The 6,403-nt window shown below is 68.6% G+C and carries 2 protein-coding genes and 1 pseudogene; 2 read left to right on the forward strand and 1 reads right to left on the reverse strand.

The features are described from left to right. Window positions 1-513 precede the first annotated feature (513 nt). On the forward strand, window positions 514-3,495 hold the full coding sequence (locus IG08_RS0152715; RefSeq protein ID WP_063757866.1) for an ATP-binding protein: 2,982 nt from the start codon (window positions 514-516) through the stop codon (window positions 3,493-3,495). Between the two features lie 90 nt (window positions 3,496-3,585). Here IG08_RS0152715 and IG08_RS0152720 read toward each other — a convergent pair whose 3' ends face one another. Beyond that, window positions 3,586-4,146, reverse strand: coding sequence for a nitroreductase family protein (locus IG08_RS0152720; protein ID WP_030621872.1), 561 nt, complete (start codon window positions 4,144-4,146; stop codon window positions 3,586-3,588). A 234-nt stretch (window positions 4,147-4,380) separates the two neighbouring features. On the opposite strand from IG08_RS0152720, the pseudogene IG08_RS63350 reads away from it, so the two are divergent. Further along, a pseudogene (locus IG08_RS63350) lies at window positions 4,381-6,304 on the forward strand (DUF4158 domain-containing protein); the annotation flags it as partial. Window positions 6,305-6,403: the final 99 nt, after the last annotated feature.

Genomic DNA, 6,403 nt, shown 5'->3' on the forward strand with positions numbered 1-6,403 from the left:
TGGCGGGTGGTGTGGTCCCAGGCGACCGAAATCCGGTAGATCCCCAGGAACCTCCGCGGTCCGACCGCAGGCCTCACTGGCGTCAAAATGGCGGCGCGCACTCCCGCGCCCGCCGCCGGGCTCCGCTACTCGTCCACAGCGTCCGGATCGCGCAGGGGCCGCATCCCTGCTGTCACCCTGGCGCTGGCTGCACGTCACCTACTACCTGCTGCAGCGCCACAATCCACATCGGTTCCGATTACGCGGCGGACCCAGCCGGCTCCCTCCACACTGCAACATCCATTGCAAGCGCCTCGATTGAGCCGAGCACAGCTAGGCAGGCTCAAGCAGCCGAGGGAACCTTCCTACGAACGTCCCTTGTCAGGAGCAAGAGCAAAATACGCGCCTGGAGACGGACAGTGCCTGCCGGCCGCTCGACTGCAGTCCCGAGCAGTTACTCCAAGGGCCGGGGGCTGGCCAGGTCGAGGAGGGGATCAAGGCTGTGGTGACAGTTCGTTCAAAGAGAGGTTTTTCGTGACCGAGGCGTATGACATGCCGGAGCAGTGCGCGGACACGGCGCCGTTCGTCGGCAGGGCCGCGGAGCTCGGTCGGCTGGGCTCAGCGCTGGATCGGCTGGGGAAGCAGGGCCCGGCAGTCATCGATATCACCGGTGAGGCCGGAATCGGGAAGAGCCGCCTGCTGGCGGAGTTCAGCGCGCATGCCCGCGGCCGGGGGCTTACCGTGCTGCGTGGCCGGGCTACGGAGTACGAGCAGCACAGCCCTTTCCGGCCGTTCGCCGATGCCTTCGCCGACCTGGATGAGCGAGCGCTGGAAGCCTTTCCGGTGCTGTCTGAGCTTGCCCCGGTTCTGCGGGGCGTGATGGAAAAGCAGGGCGGTCCGGGGGCCGGCGACCGGTTCGGCCTGTACCAGGCGACGGCGGCCGTGCTGGGCCGTCTCGGCGGCCCAGGACTGGTTGTGATGTTGGACGACCTGCACTGGGCGGACTCGGCGTCCCTGGAGCTTGTGGACTATTTGATTCGGCATCCGTCGCCGGCGCCGTTGCTGTTAGTTGTTTCACGCCGTAACCGCCAGGCGCCCACGGCGCTCACTACCGCGCTGGCCCGTGGCAGGGACACCGGGACCGTGCTACGGCTCGCTCTGAAGCCGCTTGGCGAACGCGACTGTGTCGAAAGTCTGGCCTCCGACTTGCCCGGGCCGCAGGCGGCCCAGCTGTACTCGGCGAGCGAGGGCAACCCGCTGTACTTCCTCGCACTCCTCCAGGCCCATCGCGGAGCCCGGATGCCCTCCTGCGCATCGCAGGTGTCCCTGGGGTCGTGGGGACCGGATGGTCTGCCTGCCGACCTCAAAGCGCTGCTGCTCGACGAGCTGTCGCCGCTGAGCCCGCTGGAACGCCGGACCGTCGAGGCCGCAGCTGTGCTTGGCGACCACATCACTCCCGACATGATCAGTGCCATCACCAACGCCCGTGTCGCCGACGTCATCGAGGCCTTGCACCAGCTGATGCGACGCGACCTGCTGCGGCAGGGGCAGGGGCAGGGTGGACGCGGACTGGCACTGCGTCACCCTCTGATCAGGGCGCTGGTCCACGAAAGCGTCGCCCCTTGGTGGCGCGAGGAGTTGCATCGCCGAGCGGCGGCGGAACTGGAAGGGGCCGGTGCGTCTGCCGTTGAGCGGGCTCACCACCTCGAACAGTCACTGACCAGATGGGACCCGCAGGCGGCCGCCGTACTGACCACCGCCGCCGAACAGTCTGCCGCGACGGCTCCGGCCGTCTCCGCCCACTGGCTACAAGTCGTGCTGCGACTCCTTCCAGACACCCCGGAATACAAATTGAGACGCCGCGAATTGACGCTGCTGCGCGCTCATGCGCTCGGCATGGCCGGCGGGCTCAGAGAAAGCAGGAACCTGCTGCATCAACTGATCGACCTACCAGGTGAGGACGACGACGCCGTCCATATCGCCGCTGTCGCGCTCTGCGCCATGATGGAGTGTCGGCTCGGGCGCTACCCTGAGAGCGACGCGCTGTTGCGCCGCGAACTTGCCCGGTCGCCTGGGCGACCGCTTGCTCAGACAGTCGAACTCCGCCTGCAACTGGTCTATTGTGCGGTGCACGCAGGCCGCTTTCCTGAGGTGCGCGCGGAGATCACCCAAGCTTTGGCGACTGCCCGTTCCCTCGGCGACGACACCCGCGAGATGCACGCCCTGGCACTGGCCGCCATGGGTGAGGGATACGAAGGCGACATTGCCGCGGCCCGCAGTTTCGCTGCACCTGCTGCCCGGCTGGTGGACGCGCTGACCGACGACAACCTGGCCGGCCTGTGTGAATCCCTGTCCAGGCTGGCCTGGGCCGAAGTGTTCCTGGAGGACTACACCACCGCGGAACGGCACGCCAGCCGGGGGTTGGAGATCGCCCGACGGACCGGCCAGCTCTATCTGCTGCCACAGTTTTTGCTGTGCAAGGCCCACGTCCACTTCAATACCTGTCGTATCGCGACCGCGTTGGAACTGGCCGACGAGGCCGAGCCCATCACGAGGGCCCTCGGGAGCAGCGAACTGCTCGCCTTCGCCCTGGCGCTCAGAGCCCAAATACTGCTGATGGCACGACGTCGGGGCGATCCCGAAGCTCTGGCTGTCGCCGAGGAGGCTGTGGCCGCGGCCGGGACCAGCGACAGTTGGTGGGCGTCTCTGGCCTCGTGCATGCTCGCTCATACTGCCGGCGATCCGCACCGTGTGCGCGAAGTACTGCTGCACGCGGGAGGCGGAAGCCACCTGCGGCGGTTGCAGCCCTCTGTACGGTGCTACTTCCTTGAACTGCTCGTCAACGCCGCCATAGCCACTGGTGACGTGGAAGAGGCCGAGCACTGGGCCGAGCGAGCCCACAAGGAAGCCGAACAGCTCGGTCTTCCGGCCCAGCGAGCCGCAGCGTTGCGCAGCCACGCCCAGATTGCGGCACACCGAGGTGACGCGGTCGAGGCTGCCCGGCTGTTCGCCGAGGCCGCAGCGGACACCGCACGGTCCGGGGCGACACTGAGGGAGGCGCAAGCCCTGCTACTCGGCGCCGGGTGTATGAAGGCCGCCGGCGATGGTGTCCGCGCGGCCGCCATGTGGCACCGGGGTTTCCACCTGGCCTCCGAGGGCGGAGCGCGACTGCTGGTAGGCCTGGCCGAACGGACACGCCCGGCGGTGCTCGACGGCCCGGCGGCACGGACCGATGCACTGGCCACGTTGACCGTGCGCGAGCGGGAGATCGCGGAGCTGGTCTCGGCGGGCCTCACCAGCCAAGCGATCGCCACCGAGCTCTTCCTCAGCAGGCGCACAGTCGAGAGCCACCTCAGCCGGATATACCGCAAGACGGAAGTGTCCTCCCGTTCTGCGCTCGCGTCCCTGGTGGCTCGCGGCAGCGCGGACGCGGCGCGTAGAGCCCAGCCGAAACCTGGCCTACTCCCACGGGCCACCCCTCGGTCGGGGTGCGCGACCGCAGCGTTCGACCAGTAGCAGACCAAAGGGGCCGAGGCTGACCCGACGGAGGGCCTGAAGGCGGCCTCAGTGCCTCGCCAGGGTCGTTCAATGATCACGACTCGGCTGTTACTCCGCCGGTGACCAGGGAGCGGAGCGCAAGTGCGCGACGCTGCGCCGGTCACGGCCCTCCGGAGGTCCGCCAGCCGCCTTGCCCACCGCGACCATGGAGACGATCACCCAGCCCGGGTTCGGGTCCAACTCCTTGGTGAGCCCTTCCAGGTCGAAGGCCCGGAATTGGTGCGCGGCCAGTCCCATGGCCTGGGCCTGAACAGTCATGTGGGCGATGGCCTGGCCGAGGTCGTAGTCCGCAAACTCGGAGTAGAGCAACTGGGTGTCATCGACGTGCCGGCGCGTCAGCGTGACGACGAGCAGGCCCGCATCCGTCGCCCAACGGGCCGAGCTCGGCGCAAGGTGAGGGAGCACCCGGTCGTGCTCCGGATCACCGGGCCTGCCGATGAAGAAGCCCCACGGCTGGGAGTTCCCCGCCGACGGTGCCCACCGCGCGGCTTCCAGCAGCAGCCCGAGGGCGTGGTCGTCGACAACCGCCGACGGATCGAACCGGTAGGGGCTGAAGCGCCCGGCAAGCAGTGGGTGTATGCCGCCGGGCGGCTCCTGAGGATGGTGCATGTTCCGCTGCAACCGGCGACCGCGAGTGCGTATTCCAGCCGTTGCGAGCGCAGGCACCGCCCACGCCAGACGATCTACCGGAACGAAGGTCTACGAGGGGAAACCGGGGGTTGAGGAACATCGGATCGAAAAGCGGCGCTAAGCCATGGGGGCACTCAGAAGGGCTTTGACCTGGGCTTCTGTGGCGGCGGAACCTTCAGCAGTCGCTGTTGATCGACTGTTTGGAGGTCCGGGGTGCCGGTCGATTTTTTGACGGATGATCAGGCCGCCGCATACGCGGCGTTTCGCGGGGCGCCGCCCCGCACGGAGCTGGAGCGCTTCTTCTTCCTGGACGACGCGGACCGGGAGCTGATCGAGGGCAAGCGGCGATCCCATAACCGCCTGGGCTACGCGCTACAGCTGACGACCGCGCGGTATCTGGGAGTGTTCCTCGACGACCCCACCGACGTGCCGGCGGAAGTCGTCGACTACCTCGCCGAGCAGCTCGACATCGGCGACGCGTCGGTGCTGAAGGCGTACGGCGAGCGGGAGAACACCCGCTTGGAGCATGTACGTGAGCTGCGGCAGGTCCTGGAGTACGAGGAGTTCGCCGAGGCGGAGGCCGACCTGCGGACCTGGGTCGACGCACGGGCCTGGACCACGGGCGAGGGCCCGAAGGCCCTGTTCGACGCCGCGGTCGGCCATCTGCGCGAGCGCCGGGTGCTGCTGCCCGGCGTGACGACGCTGACCCGCCTGGTCGCTTCAGTGCGGGAGGCGGCGAACCAGCGGCTGTGGGACACCCTGTACGGGATGCTGGGCGTCGGCCAGCGGGCGGTGCTGGACTCCTTGTTGACCGTGCCGCCCGGCGCGCGAGTCTCTGAACTGGACCGGCTACGGCGCGGCCCGGTGCGTGTGTCCGGACCGCAGATGAAGTGGGCCCTGGAACGGGCCGAGGAGATCGCCGACCTGGACATGCGCGCAGCTGGCGACGGCGTTCCAGGTCGCCTTCGACACCACGAGCGAGCAGGTCGACACCGATACCGGGGAGGTCAGCCCGCCGAAGGTGGAGACGCTCACGGCGATGTGGGAGCGGATCGAGGCGGTGGTGCCGCGCCACGAGTTGGCCGCCGCGATCGCCTCTCTGTTCGGGTTGACCCCGCCGCTCGACTCCGACGCGGACGAGGCATGGCGGGCGATGCTGGTCAATCGGTTCGGCACCGTACGGCCGTTCCTCAAACTCCTGGTCAAGGTTGTCGACTTCGGTGCCACTCCGGAAGGGCTGCCGGTGCTGACCGCGCTGAAGTCGCTGCCGGACCTGATGGGCCGCAAGAAAGTCGGCCCAAAGGAGATCGACACCAATCTGCTCGTCGGCTCCTGGCGGCGCCTGGTCCTGTCGCCCCCACATCTGGAGCCGGGCACGGTGGACTGGAAGGCGTACACGTTCTGCATCCTGGAGCAGTTCCACCGGATGCTGCGCCGACGGGAGGTGTTCGCGAAGAACTCCTCCAAGTGGGGCGATCCCAGGGCGAAGCTGCTGGCCGGTGAGGCGTGGGAGCAGGCCAAACCCACCGTGCTGACCTCCCTCAACCTGCCCGCGGGGGCGAGCGAGCACCTGACCGCTCGGGCCGCGCTGCTGGACGGCACGTACCGCGAGGTTGCCGGGCGGCTGCCGGACGACGCGCAGATCGTCTTCGACGACGACGGACGGCTGCACTTCGCTGCCCTGGAACCGGAGCCCGAGCCCGCCTCACTGCTCGACCTGCGGGCCGCGGTGAACGCGATGCTGCCCCGCGTCGACCTGCCCGAGGTCCTGCTGGAGGTGTTCTCCTGGACCGGCGCCGACCAGGTGTTCACCTCGGTTACCGGCGGCGAGGCCCGCCTCAAGGACCTGCCCGTGACGATCGCGGCGCTGCTGGTCGCACACGGCTGCAACGTCGGTTACACCCCGGTCATCGGCGGCATCGACGCGCTGAAGTACGGCCGGCTGAGCCACGTCGTCCAGACGTATCTGCGGCTCGCCACGTACCGGGCGGCGAACGCCACCCTGATCGAGCACCAGGCGGCCATCCCGCTCGCCCAGGCGTGGGGCGGCGGCCTGGTCGCCTCGGTCGACGGGATGCGGTTCGTGGTGCCGGTGCCGTCGGTGTACGCGCGGCCGAACCCGAAGTACTTCGGGCGCGCGCGCCGCCATTTTGACGCCAGTGAGGCCTGCGGTCGGACCGCGGAGGTTCCTGGGGATCTACCGGATTTCGGTCGCCTGGGACCACACCACCCGCCA

This window comes from Streptomyces fulvoviolaceus, from assembly GCF_000718165.1.
Taxonomy (GTDB): Bacteria; Actinomycetota; Actinomycetes; order Streptomycetales; family Streptomycetaceae; genus Streptomyces; species Streptomyces fulvoviolaceus.